Genomic DNA, 26,726 nt, shown 5'->3' with positions numbered 1-26,726 from the left:
CAAGTGGGCTATGTTTACATAGTCAACAAGGGTGGTACCGCGAGACCTTCTCGTCCCTTTTGGGCATGAGAAGGTTTTTTATTTACATAAAAGGAGGTAAACAAAATGGATTACAAAGATACGTTACTCATGCCAAAAACCGATTTCCCGATGCGCGGAAATCTTCCACAACGTGAACCACAAATGCAAGCAAAATGGGATGAAATGGACATTTATCGAAAAGTGCAAGAGCGTACAAAAGATCGCCCGCTTTTCGTATTGCATGACGGACCGCCGTATGCGAACGGCGACATTCATATGGGACATGCCCTTAATAAAATTTTAAAAGACTTTATCGTTCGCTATAAGTCAATGAGCGGCTATTGTGCTCCGTACGTACCGGGCTGGGATACGCACGGCTTGCCAATTGAAACGGCGCTGACGAAAAATAAAGGCGTCAATCGGAAAGAAATGAGCGTTGCGGAATTCCGCAAGCTATGTGAGCAATATGCATACGAGCAAATTGACCGCCAGCGCGAGCAATTTAAACGCCTTGGTGTGCGCGGTGATTGGGACAATCCTTACATTACGTTAACGCCAGAATATGAAGCACAACAAATTAAAGTATTTGGCGAAATGGCGAAAAAAGGATTAATTTATAAAGGATTAAAACCTGTGTATTGGTCTCCATCAAGTGAATCGGCGCTTGCCGAAGCGGAAATCGAGTACAAAGACAAACGTTCCCCATCGATTTACGTCGCTTTTCCTGTCAAAGACGGAAAAGGGGTGCTTAATGGCGATGAAAAAATCGTCATTTGGACGACAACGCCATGGACGATTCCAGCGAACTTAGGTATCGCTGTTCATCCACAGTTGCAATATAGCGTCGTTGAGGCAGATGGTGGCAAATACGTCATTGCATCGGAGTTATTACAATCGGTACAAAAAGAAATCGGCTGGGAGCATGTGACTGTATTAAAAACAGTGAAAGGAAGCGAACTCGAATACGTCGTTGCGAAACATCCGTTTTACGACCGCGATTCGCTCGTCATTTGTGGCGAACACGTCACAACAGACGCCGGAACCGGTTGCGTTCATACGGCCCCAGGACACGGGGAAGACGACTTTATCGTCGGTCAAAAATACGGCCTCGGTGTTCTTTGCCCTGTCGATGAACGCGGCTATATGACGGAAGAAGCGCCAGGGTTTGCTGGCATGTTTTACGATGACGCGAACAAAGCGATTACAGAAAAGCTACAAGAAGTAGGTGCTTTATTAAAACTATCGTTTATTACGCACTCGTATCCGCACGATTGGCGGACGAAGCAACCGACAATTTTCCGTGCGACAGCTCAATGGTTTGCGTCCATCGACAAAATTCGTGATCAATTATTGAAAGCTGTCGAAGAAACGAAATGGGTGCCAGCATGGGGTGAAATTCGCATCCACAACATGATTCGCGATCGTGGCGACTGGTGCATTTCGCGCCAACGTGCGTGGGGCGTACCGATTCCAGTCTTTTATGCGGAAAACGGTGAACCGATTATTACAGACGAAACGATTGAACACGTATCGAACTTGTTCCGCCAATACGGTTCAAACGTTTGGTTTGAGCGCGAAGCGAAAGATTTGCTCCCAGAAGGGTTTACGCATCCAGGTAGCCCGAACGGACGCTTTACGAAAGAAACAGATATTATGGACGTTTGGTTCGACTCTGGTTCTTCTCATCAAGCGGTATTAGAAGAACGGGACGATTTACAACGTCCAGCAGATCTTTATTTAGAAGGGTCCGACCAATATCGCGGCTGGTTTAACTCATCGCTCTCCACCGCGGTTGCAGTTACCGGAAAAGCGCCGTATAAAGGCGTATTAAGCCATGGCTTCGTACTAGATGGCGAAGGACGAAAAATGAGCAAATCGCTCGGCAACGTCGTCGTACCAGCAAAAGTCATGGAACAGCTTGGTGCCGACATTTTGCGTCTTTGGGTTGCTTCTGTCGACTATCAAGCGGACGTACGCATTTCTGACAACATTTTAAAACAAGTCGCAGAAGTATATCGTAAAATTCGCAACACGTTCCGTTTCATGCTCGGGAACTTATTCGATTTCAATCCTGCAGAACATACGGTAGCGATCGAGCAGTTGCGCGAAGTGGACCGTTACATGCTCATTAAATTAAATCGTCTCATCGAAAAAGTAAAACAAGCGTATGAAACGTATGAATTTGCGACGATTTACCATGAAATAAACAACTTCTGCACCGTCGATTTAAGCGCTTTTTACTTCGATTTTTCAAAAGACGTGTTGTACATCGAAGCAGCCAATAATCATGAACGTCGTTCAATTCAAACGGTGTTGTATGAAACGCTTGTAGCGTTAACGAAACTTGTTGCGCCAATTTTACCGCATACGGCAGATGAAGTGTGGTCGTACATTCCACACGTTAAAGAAGAAAGCGTACAGCTTGTCGATATGCCAGAATCCGTGCACATTGATGATGTCGATCGCATCGTTAAAAAATGGGATGCGTTTATGGAATTGCGCGACGAAGTATTAAAAGCGCTAGAAGTGGCGCGCAATGAAAAACTAATCGGCAAGTCGCTAACGGCGCACGTCATTTTATATCCGACGGACGACACGAAAGCGCTCATCGATTCAATTGAAGAAGATATGAAACAGCTATTAATCGTTTCAGCGTTTTCAATTGGTGGAACGTTTGCTGATGCACCGAGCGAGGCGCAAACATTTACGAAAACAGCGATTGTCGTCAAACAAGCGGAAGGAAAAACGTGCGCACGTTGCTGGGTCGTTACACCGACAGTCGGCGAAGATGCAGACCACCCAGAGCTATGTCCACGTTGTGCGACAATTGTCAAGCAATAACACATATCCCCCCTCTCTTTCAAGGGGGGATTGTTTATGATAAAATGAAAAAGAATTTTGCTTTGGAGGGGTATAATGTTATATTATTTGCTTGCTTTTGTCGTGATATTGATTGACCAATGGACGAAATGGCTCGTCGTTCGCTATATGGAATTAGGCGAAAGCATTCCGATTATTGAAAACGTATTATACATAACGTCGCATCGTAATCGCGGCGCAGCATGGGGCATGTTGCAGGGGCAATTTTGGTTGTTTTATATCGTTACGGTTGTCGTTGTCGTCGGCATCGTCATATACATTCAACGGTTGCAACCGACGCAACGGCTGTTTGGCATCGCGCTTGGACTGATGCTTGGCGGCGCGCTCGGGAACTTTATTGATCGCGTATTTCGAAAAGAAGTTGTCGATTTTGTGCATACGTATATTTTCAATTATAGCTTCCCGGTTTTTAACGTCGCCGATGCAGCATTGACAATCGGTGTTGCGCTCATGTTTATTTATACATGGACCGAAGAAAAACAACGAAAGGGAATGAGCGATGGAGCAAATTCAACTCACGATTGAAGAACAACACGATGGAGAGCGCATTGATAAAGTCATTGCTGAACTAAATGAACAATGGTCGCGTTCTCAAGTACAACAATGGTTAAAAGAAGGGCATGTGCTCGTGAACGGTAAAGCGGTGAAACCGAACTACAAATGCCATGTCGATGATGAAGTGGTCATTTCCATTCCGAGTCCGGAGCCGTTAGATGTCGCACCGGAGCCAATTCCGCTTGATATTTATTACGAAGATGCGGACGTGCTCGTTGTCAATAAGCCGCGCGGCATGGTCGTTCATCCAGCGCCAGGGCATATGCACGGGACGCTTGTTAACGCGTTACTTGCACATTGTCAAGACCTTTCCGGCATTAACGGTGTGCTTCGACCGGGCATCGTTCATCGCATCGATAAAGATACGTCCGGTTTATTAATGATTGCCAAAAACGATTTGGCGCATGAGTCGCTTGTTAATCAACTTGTAAACAAAACGGTGACGCGCAAATATGTCGCGATCGTTCACGGTGTCATTCCGCACGATTATGGGACGATTGATGCCCCAATCGGGCGCGACCCACGCGATCGTCAAAGCATGGCCGTTGTGGAAAACGGAAAAGAAGCGGTGACACATTTTCGCGTCCTCGAACGATTTGAACATTATACGTTCGTTGAATGTCAGCTTGAAACAGGGCGGACGCATCAAATTCGTGTGCATATGAAATACATTGGCTATCCGCTTGCCGGAGATCCAAAATACGGTCCACGCAAAACGTTGCCGATTGACGGACAGGCGCTTCACGCTGGGGTATTAGGATTTCAACATCCGCGCACGGGCGAATATTTTCAGTTTGAAGCCCCGATTCCTCACGAATTTGAGCGATTGCTCGACATGTTGCGAAATAATCGTTGACAAACGGAAAAAAGAAAAGTACAATGAGTTCAAGTGAACAAAGACCTTTAAGTTCAGTCCCGTGAGGCTGAGAAGGTGTCGGATTTAGGTGACGTATGCCTACATATACCCTCTCGCCAAACGGTGAGAGGGTTTTTTGTATGGAGGTGGAACGATGCAAAAGGCAATTGTATTAGACGAACAAGCGATTCGACGCGCGTTGACGCGTATTGCTCACGAAATTATTGAGCGCAATAAAGGGATTGACGATTGCGTCCTCATCGGTATTAAAACGCGCGGCATTTACTTAGCAAAGCGATTAGCTGAACGCATTGAACAAATTGAAGGAACGTCTATTCCTGTTGGCGAGTTAGATATTACATTATACCGTGATGATTTAACAGTAAAAACAGACGATCGTGAACCGCTTGTGAAAGGAACGGACGTCCCGTTTTCCGTTACAAATCGAAAAGTCGTTTTAGTTGATGACGTATTATTTACAGGCCGAACGGTGCGCGCTGCCATGGATGCCGTTATGGATCTCGGTCGTCCGGCGCAAATTCAATTAGCTGTTCTCGTTGACCGCGGTCATCGCGAATTGCCGATTCGTGCCGATTTCGTCGGTAAAAACATCCCGACATCAAGCGCAGAAAGAATTGTCGTCGAATTAAAAGAAGTGGACGACATTGATCAAGTGAGCATACATGAATAAAGCACCCTTTTTAAAGGCAGTCCAGCGAGGCTGACAAAGGGGATTCGTTTCCTATACCCTCTTTGTGCCTTCGTACGGACAAAGAGGGTTTTTTAATAAAAAGAAAGGGAGAGAGAAGATGAATAAACCAGTATTAGACGTGAAAGATGTTCCTTCTTTCGGACAGCTTGTTACACTTAGTTTACAACATTTATTTGCGATGTTTGGTGCCACCATTTTAGTGCCATATTTGGTCGGGTTAAGTCCAGCGATGGCGCTCATTTCAAGCGGACTCGGTACAATCGCCTTTTTAATCGTGACAAAATGGCAAGTACCTGCTTACCTCGGCTCATCGTTCGCGTTTATTACGCCAATTATTGCAGCGAAAGCAGCTGGCGGTCCGGGTGCGGCGATGATCGGAAGTTTTTTAGCCGGTCTCGTATATGGCATCGTCGCTTTAGCGATTAAAAAAGCAGGTTATCGTTGGATTATGAATTTACTTCCACCGATCGTCGTCGGTCCGGTCATTATCGTCATCGGCTTAGGATTAGCAAACGTTGCCGTCAGCATGGCGATGAACGGCCCAGATGGAAAGTATAGCTTGACGCACTTTTCTGTTGCGGTCGTGACGCTTGCTGCGACGATTATGTTTTCGATTTTATCAAGAGGAATGTTTAGTCTCGTACCTGTTTTGATGGGCATTATCGTCGGCTACGTGTACGCGTTAGCTGTCGGCGTCGTCGATTTATCAGGGGTAGCAAAAGCAAAATGGCTTGAGATGCCTGATTTCTTGTTGCCGTTCGTTCATTACGATGTACGCGTGACGCTCGACATTGTGCTTTTGATGGTGCCTGTAGCCATTGTGACATTATCTGAACATATCGGTCATCAGCTCGTATTAAGCAAAGTCGTTGGGCGCGATTACATTAAAGAACCAGGTTTACATCGCTCGATTTTCGGTGATGGATTAGCGACGATGATTTCAGCCCTCATCGGCGGTCCGCCGAAGACGACATACGGAGAAAATATCGGCGTGTTAGCGATTACGCGCGTATATAGCGTATATGTGTTAGCTGGTGCGGCTGTGCTCGCGATCGCGTTCGGATTTTTAGGAAAAGTGACGGCGCTTATTAGCTCGATTCCGACGCCGGTCATGGGTGGCGTATCGATCTTACTGTTCGGAATTATCGCTTCTTCAGGTTTGCGCATGCTTGTCGATAGTAAAATCGACTTTGGTGACAAACGAAACTTAGTCATCTCATCAGTTATTCTCGTCATCGGCATCGGGGATGCGGTTGTGAAAGTATCAGAACAATTTGAAGTGCACGGTATGGCGCTTGCGGCAATCACAGGTATCGTATTAAACCTCATTTTGCCTGGTCGCCCGAAAGTGTCGGATAGCGTATTTGAACAAAAACATGATGTCGCATAACACACCTTTTAAAAGAAGTCCAGCGAGGCTTACAAAGGTGTACTAGAGGAAATCCGTTCATCGAAACGGTCTCTTTCCTCATGCTTGTAAACACCTTGCCTCGCTCGGCAAGGTGTTTTTTTACTAAAAAGGAGGAGTTTATATGCATTTACTAACGTTAGCAGAACTCTCGGTTGATGAAGTGCTCGCCATTTTGCATGAAGCGGAACGATTTGCGAACGGTGAAACGTGGAAAGTCAATAAACAAACGTTTGTCGCCAACTTATTTTTTGAACCGAGCACGCGCACAAAATGCAGTTTTGAAATAGCGGAACGAAAACTTGGGGTTGAAGTCATTCCGTTTGATGCAGAGATGTCGAGCGTCCAAAAAGGAGAAACGTTGTACGATACGATTCGGACGTTGCAAGCGATCGGTGTGGAAGCGGTCGTCATTCGCCATCCATCCGATCATTACTTTGAACCGTTGCGCCATACGATTGACATTCCGATCATTAATGCAGGCGACGGGTGCGGTCATCATCCGACGCAATCGTTATTAGATTTACTGACGATTCGTCAACAATTTGGCACATTTATCGGGCTGAATGTTGCCATTGTTGGTGACATTCGTCATAGCCGAGTAGCACGTTCGAATGCTGAAATATTAACAAGGCTCGGCGCAAACGTCTTCTTTTGCAGCCCTCCTGAGTGGCAAGATATAACGAATCCGTACGGCACATACGTCGATCTTGACACGGCAGTGAAAGAAGCAGACGTCGTCATGCTTCTTCGCATTCAGCACGAGCGTCATGAAGAAAAAATGGGATGGACGAAAGAGCAATATCATGAACAGTACGGTTTAACGATCGCGCGAGAAAAACAAATGAAAAACACGAGCATCATTTTACATCCGGCTCCAGTCAATCGCGATGTAGAAATCGCAAGTGAACTCGTTGAATGTGAACGATCACGCATTTTTAAACAAATGGAAAACGGTGTATACGTGCGCATGGCTGTTTTAAAACGAGCATTACAAAAAGGAGGAACGAAACATGGCTATCATTTTCAAACGTGCGCGTTTGCTTAATGAGCAAGGTGAACTTATACAGACGGATATAAAAGTTGCTGGAGGTCGTATCGTTCAAATCGCCCACGACCTTCATGCAGACGCCGATGATGAAGTCATTGATGTGGATGGGCAATTTGTCGCGCCAGGATTTGTCGACGTACACGTTCATTTACGTGAGCCGGGCGGCGAGCATAAAGAAACGATCGCGACAGGTACGCTCGCTGCGGCAAAAGGCGGATTTACAACGATTGCAGCGATGCCAAACACAAAACCAGTACCTGATACGAAACAACAAATGGAGTGGCTCGTCAACCGCATTCGCGAAACGGCGCACGTGCGCGTGTTACCGTATGCTTCGATTACAGTGCGCCAAGCAGGAAAACAGCTTGTCGATTTCGCGGCCTTAAAAGAAGCAGGAGCGTTCGCGTTTACAGACGATGGCGTGGGAGTGCAAAGCGCGCGCATCATGTATGAAGCGATGCAACAAGCGGCAGCTCTCGATATGCCTATTGTCGCACATTGTGAAGACGAAACGCTCACATATAAAGGATGTGTACACGACGGTTCATTTGCAAAACGGTATGGACTTTCTGGCATTCCTTCCGTTTGTGAATCGGTACATATTGCCCGCGATGTGTTGTTAGCCGAAGCGACCGGGTGTCACTACCACGTTTGTCATATAAGCACGAAACAGTCGGTGCGCATCGTGCGCGAGGCGAAACAAGCAGGAATTCGCGTCACTGCTGAAGTGACTCCGCACCATTTACTGCTTTGTGATGAAGACATCCCAATGTTAGATGCGAACTTTAAAATGAATCCACCGTTGCGAACGAAAGAAGATCAACAGGCGTTAATCGAAGGATTGCTTGATGGAACGATTGATTTTATTGCCACCGATCATGCGCCACACACAAAGGAAGAAAAAAGCGAAGGGATGGTGCTTGCACCGTTTGGCATCGTCGGATTAGAAACGGCCTTTCCGCTTTTATATACGCATTTTGTTGAAAAGGGAATATGCACGTTAAAACAGCTTGTTGACTGGCTTTCAAAAAAACCAGCCGAGACGTTTCGCATTGACGGCGGGGAACTAAAAGTTGGCGCCAAAGCAGATTTCGTCATTATCGATTTACATACCGAACAAGCCATTGATCCAAACACGTTTGTATCGAAAGGAAAAAATACACCGTTTGCAGGCTGGACATGTAAAGGGTGGCCAACGATGACGATTGTAGATGGAAAAATGGTTTGGCAGAAAGGAAGAGGAGAATGAAACGACAACTCATTTTAGAAGATGGTACACGTTTTGTTGGCGAAGCGTTTGGAAGTGAACGACAAACAGTCGGTGAAGTCGTTTTTAACACAGGAATGACAGGATATCAAGAAATTTTGACTGATCCGTCGTATTGTGGACAAATCGTAACGATGACATATCCATTGATCGGCAACTACGGCGTCAACCGCGACGATTTCGAATCGATCGAACCGCATGTGTTTGGGTTTATTGTGAAAGAAGCGTGCCTATCTCCGTCCAATTGGCGAAGTGAGCTAACGATTGACGAATATTTGCGCATGAAAAATATCCCCGGCTTAGCAGGTGTCGATACGCGGAAACTGACGCGCATCATTCGTCAATACGGCACGTTAAAAGGGATGATTTGCGACATGGACGTGTCTGTGACGGAGGCAGTCGCTTATTTAAAAGAAACGGAGCTTGCGCGCGATCAAGTGAAACGCGTATCGACAAAAAGCCCATACGTTAGCCCAGGGCGTGGCCATCGCATCGTTTTAATCGACTTTGGCATGAAGCATGGTATTTTGCGCGAATTAAATAAACGCCATTGCGATGTCATCGTGTTACCGTACAACGCAACGGCCGAAGAAGTATTGCAATGGCATCCCGACGGTGTCATGTTATCGAACGGACCAGGGGATCCGAAAGACGTACCAGAAGCGATTGACATGATTCAACACATACTTGGCCACGTTCCGCTTTTTGGCATTTGTCTCGGTCATCAACTATTTGCACTCGCTTGTGGGGCGAATACAGAAAAAATGAAGTTCGGTCATCGAGGTTCCAATCACCCTGTGAAACATCTCCAAACAGGAAAAGTAGCAATTACTTCACAAAATCACGGCTATACCGTTACAGAGCAGTCGCTTCGTCACACGCGGCTAGAAGTGACGCACATCGCATTAAATGACGGAACGATTGAAGGGCTTCGCCATCGCGACGTTCCTGCGTTTACCGTGCAATATCATCCGGAAGCGTCGCCAGGTCCAGAAGACGCAAACGGTTTATTCGACGATTTTATTGCGATGATTGAACAGTTTAAAAAAGAAAGAGGTGTCGTTCATGCCTAAACGTCAAGATATTGAAACGATTCTCGTCATCGGTTCTGGACCGATTGTCATCGGGCAAGCAGCGGAGTTCGATTATGCGGGGACGCAAGCATGTTTAGCGTTAAAAGAAGAAGGATATAAAGTCATTCTCGTCAACTCCAACCCGGCAACGATTATGACCGATACAGAAATTGCTGACAAAGTATACATGGAACCGTTAACGCTCGAATTTGTCTCGCGCGTCATTCGGAAAGAACGGCCCGATGCCATTTTGCCGACGCTTGGCGGGCAGACGGGATTAAACTTAGCGGTCGAATTAGCAAAAGCAGGAGTGCTTGAAGAGTGCGGTGTTGAAATTCTCGGCACGAAATTAGAAGCGATTGAAAAAGCGGAAGACCGTGAACAATTCCGAGCCCTTATGAACGAGCTTGGCGAGCCGGTGCCAGAAAGCGCCATCGTACATAGTTTACAAGAGGCGTATGCGTTCGTTTCACAAATCGGATATCCGGTCATCGTTCGCCCGGCATTTACGCTCGGTGGAACAGGCGGAGGCATTTGTACGAACGAAGAAGAGCTTGTCGATATCGTTTCAAGCGGCTTAAAAATGAGCCCCGTTCATCAATGTTTATTAGAAAAAAGTATCGCAGGCTATAAAGAAATTGAATACGAAGTCATGCGCGATTCGAAAGACAACGCCATCGTCGTTTGCAATATGGAAAATATTGATCCCGTCGGCATTCATACGGGCGATTCCATCGTTGTCGCGCCAAGTCAAACGTTAAGCGATCGTGAATATCAGCTATTGCGCAACGCCTCGCTGCGCATCATTCGTGCGCTCGGCATCGAAGGGGGCTGCAACGTTCAACTTGCCCTTGATCCGCACAGCTTCCAATATTACGTCATTGAAGTCAACCCGCGCGTGAGTCGCTCATCGGCGCTTGCATCAAAAGCGACAGGGTATCCGATTGCGAAGCTTGCCGCAAAAATTGCCGTTGGTTTAACGCTTGATGAAATGACGAATCCTGTGACGGGAAAAACGTATGCGTGTTTTGAGCCAACGCTTGATTACGTCGTCACTAAAATTCCGCGTTTTCCATTTGACAAGTTTGAATCCGCCAACCGTCATCTCGGTACACAAATGAAAGCGACGGGGGAAGTAATGGCGATCGGGCGCACGTTTGAACAGTCGCTATTAAAAGCGGTGCGCTCACTTGAAACGAACGTCTATCATTTAGAATTAAAAGAACAAGTCGATGATGCATTGATACAAAAGCGTATTCAAAAAGCGGGCGATGAACGGTTATTTTACATTGCGGAAGCGTTTCGTCGCGGTGTAACGGTCGAACAAGTGCATGCATGGAGCCAAATCGATCCGTTCTTTTTAACAAAAATTGAAGGCATTGTGAAGTACGAATCCGTTTTACGCGAACATGTTGGCAATATCGACATACTAAAAAAAGCGAAAGAAATGGGCTTTTCTGATGTGGCGATTGCGAAATATTGGCAGATGACTGAACGAGATGTGTATGAGATGCGGAAACGCGCTTGCATTACGCCGGTATATAAAATGGTCGATACGTGCGCAGCGGAATTCGAATCGGAAACGCCGTATTATTACAGCACATATGAAGAAGAAAACGAATCTATTGTTACAACGCGTGAAAGTGTTGTCGTCCTCGGTTCGGGTCCGATTCGCATCGGACAAGGGATCGAATTTGACTATGCGACCGTTCATTCCGTATGGGCGATTAAAGAAGCAGGATATGAAGCGATTATTATTAACAACAATCCAGAAACGGTTTCAACCGACTTTAGTATTTCCGACAAGCTTTACTTTGAACCGTTAACGATTGAAGATGTCATGCACGTCATCGATTTAGAACAACCGATCGGCGTGATTGTACAATTTGGTGGACAAACAGCGATCAACTTAGCGGCGGAATTAGCGGCGCGTGGGGTGCGCATTCTCGGCACTTCGCTTGAAGATTTAGATCGTGCCGAAAACCGCGACAAATTTGAACGAACGCTTGCGCAACTCGGCATTCCGCAACCGAAAGGAAAAACAGCGTTTTCGGTTGAAGAAGCGGTACACATCGCGAAAGACATCGGCTATCCTGTTCTCGTGCGTCCATCGTACGTGCTCGGTGGTCGTGCAATGGAAATCGTATATAAAGAAGAAGAGTTGTTACATTATATGGAGCATGCAGTGAAAGTCAATCCGCAACACCCGGTATTAATTGATCGTTATTTAATCGGAAAAGAAATTGAAGTCGATGCCATTTCGGACGGAGAAGATGTGTTTATCCCAGGCATTATGGAGCATATTGAGCGCGCCGGTGTTCATTCTGGCGATTCGATCGCCGTCTATCCGCCACAAACGTTAACGAAAGACATGAAACAACAAATTGTTGACTATACGATTGCGTTGGCAAAAGGATTGCGCATCGTTGGACTGTTAAACATTCAGTTCGTACTATATGACGGCGATGTGTACGTGTTAGAAGTGAATCCACGTTCAAGCCGCACCGTTCCATTTTTAAGTAAAATTACGAACGTGCCGATGGCAAACATCGCAACAAAAGTCATTTTAGGCGCAAAGTTAAACGAGCTTGGTTACTACACTGGATTAAAAGAAGAAAGTGAAGGGGTATATGTGAAAGCGCCTGTGTTTTCATTCGCAAAGTTGCGTAACGTCGATATTTCGCTCGGTCCAGAAATGAAATCGACGGGTGAAGTGATCGGGAAAGACGACACGTTTGCGAAGGCGCTTTATAAAGGGCTTGTCGCTTCTGGCATCCACATTCGTCCGCACGGTGCCGTCTTATTGACGATTGCCGATAAAGATAAAGAAGAGGCGATTGATATCGCGCGCCGCTTTTACAATATCGGCTATCAATTGCTTGCGACAAACGGCACAGCGCAAACGTTGCGGAAAGCGAACATTCCTGTGACTGTCGTCAATAAAATTCATACCGGTTCACCAAACATTCTTGACGTCATTCGCCAAGGCGAAGCACAAGTCGTTATTAACACATTAACAAAAGGAAAAGAAACGGAAAGCGACGGCTTCCGCATTCGTCGCGAAGCGGTGGAAAATGGCATTCCTTGTTTAACGTCGCTCGATACAGCGAAAGCGATGCTGCTCGTTTTAGAAGCGATGACGTTTTCGACAACGGCAATGACAGAAAAGAAGGTGGGCGTATGAGAGAAAATATGATAATCGTCTCCAACCACCAAATCGCAACAGGCATTTATGAATTAACGCTTTCCGGTTCGCTCGTTCAGCGCATGCACACCCCCGGACAATTTGTGCATGTTAAAGTGGGACATCGTGAACCGTTACTAAGACGGCCGCTCAGTCTTTGCGACATTAATCACGAAGCAGGAGAATGTACGATCATTTACCGTGCGGAAGGGGCAGGAACAACGCTCCTTTCGCAAAAACAGCCTGGGGAGTCGCTCGATGTGCTCGGTCCGCTCGGAAACGGCTTTCCGCTTTCCGCTCTTTCAAGCGGGCAACATGCCCTTCTTGTCGGTGGTGGTATCGGGGTGCCGCCACTCTATGAATTAGCAAAGCAACTAGTGAAAAACGGTGTATGTGTCACAGTCGTGCTCGGTTTTCAAACGAAAGAAGTCGTCTTTTACGAGCAACAATTTGCTTCGTTCGGTAAGACGTACGTTGCAACGGCAGATGGTTCGTACGGCATGAAAGGATTTGTTACCGACGTCATTCAACGTCACGCCCTTTCGTTTCATGTGTTATATGCGTGCGGACCGAAGCCGATGTTAAAAGCATTACAACAACAATTTCCGCATAAAGAGCTATATTTGTCATTAGAAGAACGAATGGGTTGCGGCGTCGGCGCTTGTTTTGCATGCGTATGCCACGTGCCAAACAGCGAAACGGCATATAAAAAAGTATGTAGCGATGGACCTGTATTTCGAGCGGGGGAGGTCGTATTATGAACCGATTAGCAGTCGAATTGCCAGGACTTTCATTAAAAAATCCGATTATGCCTGCTTCAGGTTGTTTCGGATTTGGACGGGAATACGCGAAATTTTACGATTTAAGCGTTCTCGGAGCAATTATGATTAAAGCGACGACGCTTGACGCGCGCTTCGGCAATCCGACGCCACGTGTCGCCGAGACGGCAAGCGGCATGTTAAATGCGATCGGGTTGCAAAATCCCGGCGTTGATTATGTGCTTGCTGAAGAACTGCCGTGGTTAGCGCAATACGACGTACCGATTATCGCCAACATCGCTGGCTCAACGGTGGAAGAATACGTAGAAGTCGCCAAGCGCATATCAAAAGCGCCAAATGTTCATGCGCTCGAGTTAAACATTTCATGCCCAAACGTGAAAAAGGGCGGCATCGCATTCGGAACGGTCCCAGAAGTCGCTGCGGAGCTGACGCGGGCGGTAAAAGAAGTGTCGGACGTGCCTGTTTATGTGAAACTATCACCGAATGTCACCAATATCGTCGCGATGGCGAAAGCGATTGAACAAGCAGGCGCGGACGGATTGACGATGATTAATACGTTAGTTGGCATGCGCATCGACGTTAAAACAGGGAAGCCGATTTTAGCGAACGGAACAGGCGGATTATCTGGTCCAGCCATTAAACCGATTGCCATTCGAATGATTTATGAAGTAAGCCAAGCAGTATCGCTTCCGATTATCGGCATGGGCGGCATTCAAAGCGCCGAAGATGTCATCGAGTTTTTTTATGCCGGTGCAAGCGCGGTGGCGATTGGAACAGCGAATTTTATCGACCCGTACGTTTGTCCACATATTATTCGCGACTTGCCACCTCTTTTAGATGAACTACGTATCGATCATATTTCGGAATGTACGGGAAGGAGCTGGAACAATGGACAAACCGTTTATTGTGGCACTTGATTTTTCATCAAAGGAAGAAGTGCGGTCGTTTTTGCAGTTATTTTCTGACACATCGCTCTTTTTAAAAGTCGGCATGGAGCTATATTTTCAAGAAGGTCCAGCGATCATCGACGAATTAAAGCAGCGCGGACATGATATTTTTTTAGATTTAAAGCTTCATGATATTCCGCATACAGTAAAACGAGCAATGAAAGGATTGGCGAAATTAGGCATTGATTTAGTGAACGTTCATGCATCAGGAGGAAGCGCGATGATGTGCGCAGCGATCGAAGGATTAGAAGAAGGAACGCCACCGGGAATGAAGCGTCCCCGTTGCATTGCGGTGACGCAGCTAACGAGCACAAGCGAACGAATGCTCCATGATGAATTGTTGATCGACCGTACGATGAATGAAGCGGTGCTTCATTACGCCACCCTTGCATATCGAAGTGGGCTTGACGGCGTCGTTTGTTCCGCAAAAGAAGTGCCGTTTCTTCGTGCATCACTTGGCGCATCGTTCATCACCGTTACCCCAGGCATTCGTTTTGCGGATGATCAAGCGGACGATCAAGTGCGCGTTGTAACACCATATGAGGCGAAACAGCTTGGAACAAATTATATCGTCATCGGACGAAGTATCACAAAAGCGCACAATCCATATGCGGCATATGAACGCCTAAAACGAGAATGGGATGGTGGACAATGATGAACAAAGAAATCGCAAAACAATTGCTTTCGATCGGTGCAGTATCGTTAAGCCCAAACGAACCATTTACGTGGTCTTCCGGCATACAATCCCCTATTTATTGCGACAATCGGCTGACGTTAGCGTACCCAGCGGTGAGAAAAATGATTGCCGATGAACTCACTTCGCTTATTCGTACGCATTTTCCGAATGTGGAAGTTGTCGCTGGCACCGCTACCGCAGGCATTCCCCATGCGGCATGGGTGAGCGAACGACTCGATGTACCGATGTGTTATGTGCGTAGTCAAGCGAAAGGACATGGAAAAGGGAAACAAATTGAAGGGAAAGTCGAACGAGGGCAACGCGTTGTTGTCGTAGAAGATTTAATTTCAACAGGTGGCAGCTCGCTAAATGCTGTGCGGGCTTTGCGCGAAGCAGGATGCCATGTGCTTGGCGTCGTTGCCATTTTTACATACGGATTACAAAAAGGCAAACGAGCATTTCAGCAAGAACAAGTCCCATACTACACCGTCACCGATTACGATACGCTCATCGAAACAGCAACAGAGCTTAGTATCATTACCGAAAAAGAGCGAGCAACACTACATCATTGGCGTGAGCAATTAGAAGCATAAAAACGAGGGTGTCCAACGAGTGACACCCTTTTTCATGTTATATTTATTTCGTGGGAATGACGTTTGTTTTTAAATAGTGGATATCGTTTGCTTGTTGAATCGAACGGAGTGATAATGCTTGTAGAATCGTTTCTTGATGCGCCATTTTTTCAAATCCTTCTTCCATTTGTTGCGACAATTGTTCAATTTGCTGTTTCATAGCAGGAATTTCTTGAACATGCAACTCAACAACAGTCATTCGTTCCATTAATTGTCCAACCATTTCCCGAATCGCTGGCACGAGCGCCACATCGTCTTTTGTGGCCATTGTCTGTTCAATTCGCTCCACCCGATGTTCAAGCTCACGCATACCGCTTTGCAGAGATACAACATCCTCTTTTGTCGCCATACGTTGCTCGATGCTTGCGACATCGTCTTTTGTCGCCATACGCTGCTCGATGCTTGCAATATCGTCTTTTGTCGCCATCGTCTGTTCGATATGACTCACGCGGTTTTCTAATACGCGAATGTCATCTTTCAACATAGCGACGTCTTCTTTCGTTGCCATATTCGCACGCAAATATGCCAGCTCATCAAAAATGCGTTGCAACAACTGTTCCATCATGCTCACATCCTTTTTTTCGCTCCCATTATATCATGATTCGACGAAAAGAGAGAATAAAAAAACGACAAAATATTTTGATAAGTGTGAAAAACCCGCCTGCTTAGACGGGTTTTTTCATCCTCACGACCAACTCCTCGTCCGGCGTGACGTAAATCGTCTGTTGGTTTTCGTAAATGACGAAACCAGGTTTGGCACCGCTCGGTTTTTTAACGTAGCGGACGCGCGTGTAGTCGACCGGAACGGAGCTGGAGTGGCGCGCTTTACTAAAGTAGGCGGCTAAATGGGCAGCTTCGATGATCGTTTGTTCGGATGGTTGCTTGCTTTTAATGACGACGTGGGAGCCAGGGATGTCTTTCGTATGAAGCCAAATGTCGTCTTTGCTTGCGAATTTGTTCGTTAAATAGTCGTTTTGTTTATTGTTTTTGCCGACGAAAATTTCCGTGCCGTCGCTTGAGATGTAGCGTTCAAGGTCAATCGTGCGCGGCTTTTGTTTTTTCTGTTTTGTCGCCTTGGCGCGCAAATAGCCTTGTTCGATTAATTCGTCGCGAATATCGTCAATGTCTTTTGGTGAGGCTGTTTCGAGCTGTTGTAAAAGCGTTTCGAAGTAGACGATTTCTTCTTTTGTGCGTTCGATTTGCTCTTGGACGATCGCAAGCGAGTTTTTCGCTTTTTGATACTTTTGAAAATAGCTTTGCGCGTTTTCCGATGGCGTTTTTTGTTCATCAAGTGGAATCGTGACCGTTGCACCATTTTCGTCGTAATAGTTAACAACTTTCACTTCTTTCATTCCGCGTTCAACCGCGTAAAGATTTGCCGTCAACAATTCGCCGTACAGCCGATATCGCTCCGCTTGTTTTGCTTCTTCTAACGTTTGTTGTAACTTCATGAGCTTTTTCTCATTTTTCGCTTTTTCATTCGCGACAAATCGCTCTAAATCGTGCGCTTGTTGTTTGACACGGTCGCGTTCGGCCTTGCCGAAATAAAAACGGTCAAGCATCTCGCTTAATGTGTCAAACGGTTTCATTTCGCCTTCAATATGAGTGAGTGGCAACGCGTAAAATATTTCTTTTTCCCCTGTCGTATATATACACGGAGTAAAATTCCCGTTTCGTACGTTTTCGATAAGCGATATAAAACTTTTCGGTAGCGTCGTCCGATTGGCGAGCCCTGCCCGATGAACAGCTTCGCGAGCAAACAGCGGAGAAATGCCCATAAATGTCGCCACGAGTTGATCGGCTAATTTTCCAGCGAGAAAATCGATTTTTTTTAACACCGTTTCTTCCGTCGCATCAAGCGGATTCAGTTTGTTGTGTGATGGCGGCGAAATGTAAGGCGCCCCCGGCAGCACCGTTCGATAGCGGTTCACAGCAGGCGAGAGATGTTTGACGCTATCGATAATTGTATTCGTCTGTTCATCGACGAGAATGATGTTGCTGTGGCGGCCCATCATTTCAATAATGAGTTGCTTCGTACATACATCACCAAGCTCATTTCTTGCTTTCACGTGAATGATGATGATGCGATCAAAATCGACTTGCGTAATCGCCTCGATGATGCCCCCTTCCATATGTTTGCGCAAAAGCATGCAAAACATCGGTGGTTCAGACGGGTTATCGTACGTCTCATTTGTTAAATGAATACGGGCGTAAGTCGGATGTGCACATAATAACAATTTATAGTTACGTCCGTGCGAGCGAACATGAAATACTAATTCATATGAAGAGGGTTGATAAATTTTTGAAATGCGCCCCCCGACAAGCGTGCGCTGTAATTCTTTTGTCATCGCATATGTAAATACTCCGTCAAACGACATAAAAAAACACCTTTCTCTTTTTTCTTTTGATTATACCATATCATTTTTTTGTACATGCCTGAATAAGCTGTCATAGATAAGATAAGCGGAAGGGGGAAAGAAATGAGCTGGCACGGACTGCGTGTTGAACAAGTCGAACAACAAGTAAACACAACAATCGGTTTCGGATTAACGGAAAAAGAAGCGAAAAAACGATTAAAACAATTTGGAAAAAATGAGCTGTCAGAAGAAAAAAAGCCGTCTGCGTTCAAACAATTTATCGGGCAGTTTCAAGACTTTATGGTGCTCGTTTTATTGGCGGCAACGGCGATTTCTGCCGTATTAGGGGAATACATCGATGCGATCGCCATCGTAGCGATTGTGATCATTAACGCATGCCTAGGATTTATACAAGAGCGGCGAGCGGAAAAGTCGCTTGAGGCGTTAAAAAAACTATCCGCCCCAGAATCGCTCGTTTTACGTGACGGTGAATGGATGAAAGTGCCGTCCGCCGACCTTGTCGTTGGTGATATTGTGAAATTCGCAAGCGGCGATCGTATCGGGGCTGACGTACGCCTTATTGAAGCGAAGGGACTATATATTGAAGAATCGTCTTTGACAGGGGAGTCGCTTCCGGTTGAAAAACAAACAGCGCCACTTCCCCAAGACGTTTCGTTAGGTGATCGGACGAATATGGCGTTTATGGGCACGCTCGTGACGAAAGGAAGCGGTGCAGGTATTGTCGTAGCGACAGGGATGAATACAGCGATGGGACAAATCGCCCATTTATTGCAGTCTGCACCAACGATGACAACACCGTTGCAGCGAAAGCTTGAACAGCTCGGCAAAATTTTAATTGTCATCGCTTTAGCGCTCACAGCGCTCGTTGTCGTGCTTGGTGTATGGCAAGGACATGAACTGTATGACATGTTTTTGGCAGGCGTGTCGCTTGCGGTTGCGGCGATTCCTGAAGGATTACCAGCTATTGTCACTGTCGTATTAGCGCTCGGTGTGCAGCGAATGATGAAACGAAACGCCATCGTGCGCAAACTTCCGGCCGTTGAAACGCTCGGGTGCGCGTCCGTCATTTGTTCTGATAAAACAGGAACGATGACAGAAAATCAAATGACCGTCACACACGTATGGGTGAATCATCGCTTATGGACAGTAAGCGGGACGGGCTATGAACCAAAAGGAACGTTTTTGTTAAACGGTAAACAAGAAAAAATAGACACATCGTTGCAACAACTGTTACTGTTCGGGGCGTTGTGCAATCATGCTGAGCTGAAGAAAAAAGGGAAAACGTATATGATTGATGGTGACCCGACCGAAGGGGCACTCGTTGTAGCTGCGGCGAAAGCAGGATGGACGAAAGACAAAATCGCTAATGAGTTTACGATTGAACATGAATTTCCGTTTGATTCGACGCGCAAAATGATGACCGTCATCGTGAAAGATCGTTCGAATCGGCGCTTTATCGTGACAAAAGGAGCACCAGATATGTTGCTCGAACGATGCCGTTTCCTATACATGAACGGTCAAGCCAAACCGCTTCGCGACCAAGAACGAAAAACGGTACAACAAACGGTCAATATGCTCGCCTCACAGGCGCTTCGAACGATTGCGATCGCGTATCGTCCGCTTTCATTCGCCGAAGCGATCAACGATGAAACGAAAGCAGAAAGCGACTTAACGTTCATCGGTTTACAAGGGATGATCGACCCACCGCGAAAAGAAGTGAAACAAGCGATAGCCGAATGTAAAAAAGCAGGCATTAAAACGGTGATGATTACAGGAGATCACGTATTAACAGCAAAAGCGATCGCTCAGCAACTACACATGTTGCCATCAAATGGAAAAGTGATGGACGGAAAGACGTTATCGCAACTCACTGTCGATGAGTTAGAAGACGTTGTAGAGGATGTGTATGTTTTTGCGCGCGTATCGCCAGAACATAAACTAAAAATCGTACAAGCGTTGCAAAAAAGAGGGCATATTGTCGCAATGACAGGCGATGGCGTCAACGATGCCCCGGCTATTAAAACAGCAAACATTGGCATTGCGATGGGGATCACAGGAACGGACGTCTCAAAAGAAGCGGCTTCCCTCGTTTTGTTAGACGATAACTTTGCGACCATTAAAGCTGCCATTGAAGAAGGGCGAAACATTTACGAAAACATTCGCAAATTTATTCGCTATTTGCTTGCATCAAACGTCGGAGAAATTTTAGTCATGTTATTTGCGATGATTTTAGCTCTGCCACTCCCGCTTGTACCGATTCAAATTTTATGGGTCAATCTTGTGACAGATGGATTGCCTGCCATGGCACTCGGATTAGACCCTGCAGAAGAAAACGTCATGAGACGGCCCCCACGCCATCCGAAAGAAGGGGTGTTTGCGCGCGGGCTCGGTTGGAAAATCGTTAGCCGCGGGTTTTTAATCGGCATAGTGACGCTTATCGCTTTTCTCGTCGCGCATACGCGCCACCCAGAAAACTTGACGTATGCGCAGACGGTCGCCTTCGCAACGCTCGTGCTCGCTCAACTCATTCACGTTTTTGATTGTCGAAGCGAACGATCGGTGTTTGACCGCAATCCGTTTGAAAATATATATTTAGTGCTTGCGGTTTTGTCATCGCTTCTACTGTTACTTGTTGTCATTTATTATCCGCCGCTACAACCAATTTTCCATACCGTTTCGCTTCCGCTTGCAGATTGGTTGTTAATTGTCGGCTTATCGGCTATTCCGACGTTTTTACTGGCAGGTTCGCTATTTGCGCGTCGCCGTTCATGAAATGTTTTCGCTATATAGTGATATATGTTATAATGAAAGAGGGTAATGGAGCGAATCTATTACCTTCTTTTATTGTCGACAACGTAGCAATGGATGTGAGAACATGATCATGAGTATGACAGGATTTGGTCGAGGGAAAAAAGAAGGCGAAAACGTACGCGTTACGGTGGAAATGAAATCTGTTAATCACCGTTTTTGTGAAATTTCGATCCGCATGCCTAGACAGTGGATGATGTTTGAAGATAAAATAAAAAGAGTGATTACTGAACATATTGCACGTGGACGTGTTGAGGTGTTTGTGACGATTGAAGGAGAACAGCTCGTTGAACGAACGCTACACGTTGACTGGCAGCTTGTCGATGCGTATTATCGCATGCTGCATGAGATGCGCAGTCGATTTCATTTTGCTGATGATATATCGCTTCGGGATGTTGTGCACATGCTATCCGATGCGGTTGAAATGACAGAACAGCCTGTGCAGAACGATGCGCTTCTTTCTTTACTTTTAGAAGCGACAAAAGAAGCGGTTGAGCAACTAAAATATATGCGCGAACAAGAAGGAAAAGCGCTATTAGCAGATATGCTGACGCAACTGGAGACGATTGAAAAAAGTGCACGTCGCATTGAACAACTTGCGCCAACGGTCGTTGCCTCTTACCGCGATCGCATACATAAGCGAGTGCACGAGTTTGTACAAGGTATCGTCGACGAACAACGGCTATTAACAGAAGTCGCTTTATTTGCAGAAAAAGTCGACATTAATGAAGAATTAAAACGCATATATAGCCATATCGAGCAATTCCGTCGCATCGTTTCCGAAGGAGGATCTGTCGGACGAAAGCTCGACTTTCTCGTTCAAGAGCTCCATCGCGAAACGAATACGATCGGTGCTAAAGCAAACGATAGCCACATTGCTTCGGAAGTTGTTAACATGAAAAGCGCCCTTGAAAAAATTAAAGAACAAGTGCAAAATGTGGAGTAGTTTGTTTATTACAGAAGGGTAGGGATCAACATGAAAGAGCGAGGTTTATTAATCGTTTTATCAGGGCCGTCCGGTGTCGGAAAAGGGACGGTGCGTAAAGCTTTATTTTCACAGCCAGACATTCAATTACAATATTCCATTTCCGTCACAACGCGCAAACCGCGCGAAGGTGAAGTGGATGGCGTTGATTACTTTTTCAAAACGCGAGAACAGTTTGAACAAATGATTCGTGAAAATGAGCTGTTAGAATGGGCGGAATATGTTGGGAATTACTACGGTACGCCAATTGCGTACGTGGAAAAAACGTTGCAAGAAGGAAAAGACGTCTTTTTAGAAATTGAAGTGCAAGGAGCGATGCAAGTTCGCAAAGTGTTCCCAGAGGCGCTCTTTATTTTCTTAGCCCCGCCAAGTTTAAGCGAATTGCGAAAACGAATCGAAATGCGCGGAACTGAATCGGAAGAACTCATTCGCGATCGGTTAAAGGCGGCAAAAGAAGAACTAGAAATGATGGATGCGTACGATTACGTCGTCGAAAACGACCAAGTCGAGCTTGCGTGTGAACGCATTAGAGCGATTGTGATGGCAGAGCATTGCCGACGCGAACGCGTCGCACAACGATACAAAAAGATGTTGGAGGTTGAGTAATATGTTGTACCCTTCCATTGATTTACTTATGACAAAATTAGATTCAAAATATACGCTTGTGACCGTGGCGGCGAAACGCGCCCGTCAATTGCAAGTCAAAAACGATTTAACAATCGAAAAACCTGTGTCGAAAAAATTTGTCGGCAAAGCGTTAGAAGAAATTGCGGCGGGTCATATTGAAGTCGTTAGCGAAGAAGAAGCAACGCAATAACCTACTTACGACAACCTAGTTTTAGGTTGTTATTTTTTTACAAATATCAAAACGAAAGGGGCAACGCTGATGCTTCAGCAAAAAAACATTTTATTATGTGTTACAGGTGGCATTGCTGTATATAAAGCTGCAGCGCTCACAAGCAAACTTGTGCAAGCGGGGGCGAACGTCAAAGTCGTTATGACGGAAGCTGCTTGTCAATTCGTCACACCGCTTACGTTTCAAGCGTTATCAAAAAATGAGGTGTACATCGATACATTTGATGAAAAAAAGCCGCACGTCATCGCACACATTGATTTAGCTGATTGGGCACATGTCGTACTCGTTGCCCCTGCGACTGCAAACACGATCGCAAAGCTCGCGCACGGTTTAGCTGACAATATGGTGACAACGATTTTGCTTGCGACAAAAGCACCGGTGTGGATTGCACCAGCGATGAACGTCCATATGTACGAACACCCAGCCGTCCAACAAAATATGCGCACGTTGCAGTCGTTCGGTTATCGCTTCATTGAACCAGCCGAAGGGATGCTTGCGTGCGGTTACGTTGGAAAAGGACGATTAGAAGAACCGGAAACGATCGTTACGTTGCTTGAACAACATTTTGCAACAAATCACATATTAAAAGGAAAAAAAGTGTTAGTAACCGCTGGTCCAACGCGTGAAAAACTTGACCCTGTTCGCTTTTTCAGCAATCATTCAACCGGAAAAATGGGCTATGCACTTGCAGAAGCCGCACGTGATTTTGGAGCGAATGTCGTTCTTATTTCTGGTCCGACGGCGCTTCCTAGCCCTCCGGGTGTACAAATGATTCGCGTTGAAAGTGCGCAACACATGTACGAAGAAGTGATGAACCATTTCCATGATAGTGACATCGTCATTAAAACAGCAGCGGTGGCGGATTATCGTCCGAAATATGTTGCTGACAATAAAATAAAAAAGCAACAAGGGGACTATACGGTCGTTTTAGAACGAACGATCGACATTTTACAAACGCTCGGTGAACAAAAAACACATCAATTTTTAGTCGGTTTTGCGGCAGAGACGAACGATGTTGAACGATATGCCAAAGATAAGCTGACACGCAAAAATGCGGATATGATCGTTGCCAATAACGTCGTTCAAGAAGGGGCGGGATTTGGGACGGATACAAACATTGTGACGCTGTTTAAACGAGACGGAACAGTGAAAAGCCTTCCGCTTTTACCAAAATCGGAAGTGGCAAAAGAAATTTTACGTGAAGTTCATCGTGAAATCGAGGGACGCGTATGACCATTGCTTCTGTCATTGTTGATATTCCAGCTAGTCAAACGGATCGCCCGTTTGATTATATCATCCCGCCTAAGTTTGTCGATATCGTACAACCAGGCATGCGCGTCGTCGTGCCATTTGGCAATAGACTTTTACAAGGATTTGTCATCGAAGTAAAAGAAACGACCGATATGCCCATCGAGCAACTAAAGCCAATTCATTCCCTTCTTGATGTCGTTCCTGTATTAAACGAGGAATTACTTCAATTAGGGAGGTGGCTAACCGAAACGACACTTTGTTTTATGGTATCTGCCTTTCAAGCGATGTTACCTGCGGCGATGAAAGCGAAATATGAGAAAGATATTCGACTCATCGAACAACATATGCCCCTCGTCCACGAAAACGTGCGCGCGCTGTTTCGTGATCGTCTCACTATCCCATGGAGCGAGGTTGAGCAAACGCCATATGTGCGCCTATTACAAAAAGAAATTGCAAAAGGTCATATTGAAGTCGTTTATCGAGTTGAAGAAAAAGGAAAAATAAAAACAGAAAAATGGGTCGAATTATGTGCAAATGACGAACACGTCACCCATGCACTTGCATCACTTTCAACGCGCGCAATGAAACAAAAGCAAGTGCTCGAACATTTGTTGACAGCACGAGCTTTGCCTTTAAAACAGCTGTTGAGCGAAACAAATAGCACATGGGCAACTGTTCAAACGCTCATTAAAAAACAACTTGTCGCTGTGAAAGAGAAAGAAATATATCGTGATCCGTACGCCAATCGCTCATTTTCAAAAACAAAACCATTCGTCTTAACAGATGAACAACATCAAGCGTTACAAGCGATCGGACAAGCCATTGAACAAAACGTGCACGATGTTTTTTTAATGTACGGTGTTACCGGGAGCGGAAAAACGGAAGTGTATATGCAAGCGATCGATCTCGTTTTAAAAAAAGGGAAAGAGGCGATTGTGCTCGTCCCTGAAATTTCGCTTACGCCTCAAATGGTCAGACGGTTTAAAGAGCGATTCGGCTCCAAAGTAGCCGTTCTTCATAGTGGATTATCACTCGGAGAAAAGTATGATGAATGGCGGAAAATTCAACGAAAAGAAGTGAAACTTGTCGTTGGCGCTCGCTCTGCCATTTTCGCCCCGTTTGAAAACATCGGCATCATCATTATTGATGAAGAACATGAAACGAGCTACAAACAAGAAGAATCGCCTCGCTATCATGCGCGCGATGTGGCTATTTTTCGCGGTTGTTACCATCGTTGTCCGGTTGTGCTCGGCAGCGCTACGCCATCACTTGAATCGTTTGCGCGTGCGAAAAAAGGGGTATATAAGCAAGTGACGTTAACGAAACGAATGAATGACCATGCGCTCCCACCTGTTGAGATTGTCGATATGCGTGAAGAACTGCGCGCAGGAAACCGTTCCATGTTTTCTCGTCTTTTATATGAAAAATTAACGGAGCGGCTACAAAAAGGGGAGCAGTCTGTTTTGTTTTTAAATCGTCGTGGTTATTCATCTTTTGTCATGTGTCGCGATTGCGGTCACGTCATTCAATGTCCACATTGCGATATTTCGCTTACGTATCATCGCGTGCAGCAGCAACTGAAATGCCATTATTGTGGATACGAACAGCGCATGTCTGCCCATTGTCCTGCTTGTCAAAGCGAACATATTCGTTTTTTCGGAACAGGAACACAAAAGGTGGAAGAAGAATTAACTAAACTTCTCCCTCATGCTCGCGTCATTCGCATGGATGTCGATACAACGAGCCGAAAAGGAGCACATGAACGGCTGTTAAACGAGTTTGGCGACGGAAAAGCGGACATTTTACTCGGCACGCAAATGATAGCGAAAGGGCTTGATTTTGCGAACGTCACATTAGTTGGCGTATTAGCGGCAGACACGATGCTTCATGTCCCTGACTTTCGGGCGGCCGAAAAAACGTTTCAACTGTTGACGCAAGTGAGTGGCCGAGCGGGGCGGCATCATTTGCCGGGAGAAGTCGTTATTCAAACGTATACGCCCGAACATTACAGCATTCAACTAGCAGCCGATCATCACTTCGAAGCATTTTATGAGCGCGAAATGATGAACAGAAAAAAACATGGATATCCACCGTTTTACTATTTAACGCTCATTACCGTATCCCATGTCGATGCGCTGAAAGGAATAAGCATCGCTGAAAAAATCGCTGCACATGTGAAAAAACATTTGTCAGCTGAAGCGGTCGTGTTAGGACCTGTTGCTTCGCCAATTGCACGCATGAACGATAGATATCGTTACCAATGCATGATAAAATACAAGCGGGAAACGAACTTAACGACAGCGCTTCGCGCGATTGTCGAACATTATCAGCGCGACATGGCGCGCGGCGATGTGACGATTACGATCGATTTAAATCCATATATGATGATGTAAATAAGGGAGGAACC

At 45.9% G+C, this 26,726-nt stretch carries 21 protein-coding genes and 1 other annotated feature (1 of these 22 cut by a window edge); of the genes, 19 read left to right on the top strand and 2 right to left on the bottom strand.

Features of this window, described 5'->3' with window-relative positions; genetic code table 11:
• Window positions 1-61, top strand: a binding site (T-box leader); it begins 155 nt to the left of the window's first position.
• A 44-nt stretch (window positions 62-105) separates the two neighbouring features.
• From ileS to pyrE, 13 genes are all read left to right on the top strand, one after another.
• The gene (gene ileS, locus BO219_RS10405) at window positions 106-2,862 is read left to right on the top strand and encodes an isoleucine--tRNA ligase (protein ID WP_077429482.1); all 2,757 of its coding nucleotides are present in this window, start codon (window positions 106-108) and stop codon (window positions 2,860-2,862) included.
• 75 nt (window positions 2,863-2,937) lie between these two features.
• Window positions 2,938-3,426, top strand: a complete 489-nt coding sequence (lspA, locus tag BO219_RS10400; RefSeq protein WP_077429481.1) for a signal peptidase II — start codon at window positions 2,938-2,940, stop codon at window positions 3,424-3,426.
• Complete coding sequence (locus tag BO219_RS10395) at window positions 3,401-4,312, top strand: RluA family pseudouridine synthase (protein ID WP_077429480.1); 912 nt, start codon at window positions 3,401-3,403, stop codon at window positions 4,310-4,312. Before lspA ends, BO219_RS10395 begins: the two co-directional genes overlap by 26 nt.
• Window positions 4,313-4,466: 154 nt before the next feature.
• Window positions 4,467-5,003 carry a bifunctional pyr operon transcriptional regulator/uracil phosphoribosyltransferase PyrR gene (pyrR, locus tag BO219_RS10390; protein WP_077429479.1) on the top strand — a complete coding sequence of 179 codons (537 nt, stop codon included), beginning with the start codon at window positions 4,467-4,469 and terminating at the stop codon, window positions 5,001-5,003.
• Window positions 5,004-5,121: 118 nt separating this feature from the next.
• On the top strand, window positions 5,122-6,414 hold the full coding sequence (locus tag BO219_RS10385) for a solute carrier family 23 protein (protein WP_035020976.1): 1,293 nt from the start codon (window positions 5,122-5,124) through the stop codon (window positions 6,412-6,414).
• Window positions 6,415-6,556: 142 nt separating this feature from the next.
• Entirely contained in the window at window positions 6,557-7,480 is a 924-nt protein-coding gene (locus BO219_RS10380; protein ID WP_077429478.1) for an aspartate carbamoyltransferase catalytic subunit, read from the top strand.
• On the top strand, window positions 7,446-8,732 hold the full coding sequence (locus BO219_RS10375) for a dihydroorotase (RefSeq protein WP_077429477.1): 1,287 nt from the start codon (window positions 7,446-7,448) through the stop codon (window positions 8,730-8,732). The genes BO219_RS10380 and BO219_RS10375 overlap by 35 nt, the downstream gene beginning before the upstream one ends.
• A complete protein-coding gene (locus BO219_RS10370) occupies window positions 8,729-9,823 on the top strand; it encodes a carbamoyl phosphate synthase small subunit (RefSeq protein WP_006323162.1) in 1,095 nt (364 codons plus the stop codon). The genes BO219_RS10375 and BO219_RS10370 overlap by 4 nt, the downstream gene beginning before the upstream one ends.
• Window positions 9,816-13,007, top strand: a complete 3,192-nt coding sequence (carB, locus tag BO219_RS10365) for a carbamoyl-phosphate synthase large subunit (RefSeq protein WP_077429476.1) — start codon at window positions 9,816-9,818, stop codon at window positions 13,005-13,007. The genes BO219_RS10370 and carB overlap by 8 nt, the downstream gene beginning before the upstream one ends.
• Window positions 13,004-13,768 carry a dihydroorotate dehydrogenase electron transfer subunit gene (locus BO219_RS10360; protein ID WP_077429475.1) on the top strand — a complete coding sequence of 255 codons (765 nt, stop codon included), beginning with the start codon at window positions 13,004-13,006 and terminating at the stop codon, window positions 13,766-13,768. The genes carB and BO219_RS10360 overlap by 4 nt, the downstream gene beginning before the upstream one ends.
• Window positions 13,765-14,703, top strand: a complete 939-nt coding sequence (locus BO219_RS10355; RefSeq protein ID WP_077429474.1) for a dihydroorotate dehydrogenase — start codon at window positions 13,765-13,767, stop codon at window positions 14,701-14,703. Before BO219_RS10360 ends, BO219_RS10355 begins: the two co-directional genes overlap by 4 nt.
• Window positions 14,675-15,388: an orotidine-5'-phosphate decarboxylase gene (pyrF, locus tag BO219_RS10350; protein ID WP_077429473.1), complete on the top strand. Its 714-nt coding sequence runs from the start codon at window positions 14,675-14,677 to the stop codon at window positions 15,386-15,388. The genes BO219_RS10355 and pyrF overlap by 29 nt, the downstream gene beginning before the upstream one ends.
• On the top strand, window positions 15,388-16,002 hold the full coding sequence (gene pyrE / locus BO219_RS10345) for an orotate phosphoribosyltransferase (RefSeq protein WP_077429472.1): 615 nt from the start codon (window positions 15,388-15,390) through the stop codon (window positions 16,000-16,002). Before pyrF ends, pyrE begins: the two co-directional genes overlap by 1 nt.
• Window positions 16,003-16,045: 43 nt before the next feature.
• Here pyrE and BO219_RS10340 read toward each other — a convergent pair whose 3' ends face one another.
• Window positions 16,046-16,603 carry a hypothetical protein gene (locus tag BO219_RS10340; RefSeq protein ID WP_077429471.1) on the bottom strand — a complete coding sequence of 186 codons (558 nt, stop codon included), beginning with the start codon at window positions 16,601-16,603 and terminating at the stop codon, window positions 16,046-16,048.
• A 103-nt stretch (window positions 16,604-16,706) separates the two neighbouring features.
• Entirely contained in the window at window positions 16,707-18,419 is a 1,713-nt protein-coding gene (locus tag BO219_RS10335; RefSeq protein ID WP_077429470.1) for an Rqc2 family fibronectin-binding protein, read from the bottom strand.
• Window positions 18,420-18,521: 102 nt separating this feature from the next.
• Here BO219_RS10335 and BO219_RS10330 point away from each other — a divergent pair, with 102 nt between their 5' ends.
• The 6 genes from BO219_RS10330 to priA all read left to right on the top strand — a co-directional run bounded on the left by BO219_RS10330 (window position 18,522) and on the right by priA (window position 26,712).
• Window positions 18,522-21,191: a calcium-transporting P-type ATPase, PMR1-type gene (locus BO219_RS10330; protein ID WP_077429469.1), complete on the top strand. Its 2,670-nt coding sequence runs from the start codon at window positions 18,522-18,524 to the stop codon at window positions 21,189-21,191.
• Window positions 21,192-21,294: 103 nt separating this feature from the next.
• Window positions 21,295-22,173: a YicC/YloC family endoribonuclease gene (locus BO219_RS10325; RefSeq protein ID WP_077429468.1), complete on the top strand. Its 879-nt coding sequence runs from the start codon at window positions 21,295-21,297 to the stop codon at window positions 22,171-22,173.
• Between the two features lie 30 nt (window positions 22,174-22,203).
• On the top strand, window positions 22,204-22,818 hold the full coding sequence (gene gmk, locus BO219_RS10320) for a guanylate kinase (protein ID WP_077429467.1): 615 nt from the start codon (window positions 22,204-22,206) through the stop codon (window positions 22,816-22,818).
• Between the two features lies 1 nt (window position 22,819).
• Window positions 22,820-23,029: a DNA-directed RNA polymerase subunit omega gene (gene rpoZ / locus BO219_RS10315; protein ID WP_003395016.1), complete on the top strand. Its 210-nt coding sequence runs from the start codon at window positions 22,820-22,822 to the stop codon at window positions 23,027-23,029.
• Between the two features lie 69 nt (window positions 23,030-23,098).
• Entirely contained in the window at window positions 23,099-24,301 is a 1,203-nt protein-coding gene (gene coaBC / locus BO219_RS10310; protein ID WP_077429466.1) for a bifunctional phosphopantothenoylcysteine decarboxylase/phosphopantothenate--cysteine ligase CoaBC, read from the top strand.
• Complete coding sequence (priA, locus tag BO219_RS10305; protein WP_077429465.1) at window positions 24,298-26,712, top strand: primosomal protein N'; 2,415 nt, start codon at window positions 24,298-24,300, stop codon at window positions 26,710-26,712. The genes coaBC and priA overlap by 4 nt, the downstream gene beginning before the upstream one ends.
• The last annotated feature ends 14 nt before the right edge of the window (window positions 26,713-26,726 follow it).

Origin of the sequence: Anoxybacillus kestanbolensis (assembly GCF_001996285.1) — a bacterium.
Classification (GTDB): domain Bacteria; phylum Bacillota; class Bacilli; order Bacillales; family Anoxybacillaceae; genus Anoxybacillus; species Anoxybacillus kestanbolensis_A.
This window is presented reverse-complemented; position numbering and strand designations above follow the sequence as displayed.